Origin of the sequence: Stenotrophomonas sp. YIM B06876, assembly GCF_030711595.1 — a bacterium.
Taxonomy (GTDB): Bacteria; Pseudomonadota; Gammaproteobacteria; order Xanthomonadales; family Xanthomonadaceae; genus Stenotrophomonas.
In genome coordinates this window covers 1-1,108 of the sequence record NZ_JAUJUJ010000274.1, presented here as the reverse complement: position 1 = coordinate 1,108, position 1,108 = coordinate 1, and the positions used below count along the sequence as shown (strand labels likewise).

General features: G+C 61.7%; 1 protein-coding gene and 1 pseudogene. Both read left to right on the top strand.

All coding sequences use genetic code 11. From position 1 onward, the window contains the following. Nucleotides 1-356 precede the first annotated feature (356 nt). A complete protein-coding gene (locus QZH66_RS16690) occupies nucleotides 357-764 on the top strand; it encodes a DUF1801 domain-containing protein (RefSeq protein ID WP_305806982.1) in 408 nt (135 codons plus the stop codon). After that, nucleotides 685-906, top strand: a pseudogene (locus QZH66_RS16685) (DUF1801 domain-containing protein); the annotation flags it as partial. The gene QZH66_RS16690 and the pseudogene QZH66_RS16685, both read left to right, overlap by 80 nt. Nucleotides 907-1,108 lie beyond the last annotated feature (202 nt).

Here is a 1,108-nt window from a genome sequence, read left to right as displayed (position 1 = left end):
CGGCAACCCATGGCAGCTCTACGCCAAGGCCAACAACCTGACCGACCGCCTGGCCTACGCCCACACCTCGTTCATCAAGGACGCCGCGCCGCTGATGGGGCGCAACATCACGCTGGGCGTGAAGGTGGCGTTTTGAGGGTGATGGCTCGATGGAGCTGATCGAGCCATCAGGCATGGCGCTCCGCTGGAGCGCGATCTGCTATAGCTTGAATAGCTGCCAGCGCTTGCGTATCAAGCGCTGGCAGCTATTTTCATGCATTGTCTGGCTTTGAAGGTGTGCCTGGCTGGCGATTGCCGCGCATGCACGCCCGCCGTAGCATGGCTCCGTAGTTTCACCCACCATGGAGGACGAGAGCATGGACAAGTCGGACCTGGGGCAAGAGCCATCGGCGTCGGAGCGCATCTCGAAAAGGATCACCGAACTCGGGGACTGGCGCGGGGCCGCGCTCAGCAGAATGCGCCAGCTCGTCAAGGAAGCAGACCCGGACGTCGTCGAGGAGTGGAAATGGCGGGGCACTCCGGTTTGGTCGCACGGCGGCATCATCTGCACGGGCGAATCCTACAAGGACAAAGTGAAGCTCACCTTCGCCAAGGGGGCGTCTCTGGAGGACCCGGCCCGTCTCTTCAACGCTAGCCTGGACGGAAACGTGCGCCGCGCCATCGACATCCACGAAGGAGAGGAANGAATCCTACAAGGACAAAGTGAAGCTCACCTTCGCCAAGGGGGCGTCTCTGGAGGACCCGGCCCGTCTCTTCAACGCTAGCCTGGACGGAAACGTGCGCCGCGCCATCGACATCCACGAAGGAGAGGAAGTCGAAGAGACCGCCTTCAAGATGCTCGTTCGCCAGGCGGTCGCCCTCAACGGCGCTGGCAAGTCGAGAACGCCGAAAAAAGCGAAGTCCTAGGAGGCTGTCGGGCTTGGGCCGTTGCCGGCATCCGGGGCATTGGAGCTGTGCTGGTGGCCGCCCTGGCTGGTTTGAGGTTTAATGGTCAAATACGGCTGTAACGCTTGATGGGCAAGCGCCAGCAGCTATTAAAACCATACCAACCGTGTTCCGGCAGCGTGCCGGCGGCCCTTGTGAACTCTCCTGTCTTTTCTGCGCTGGC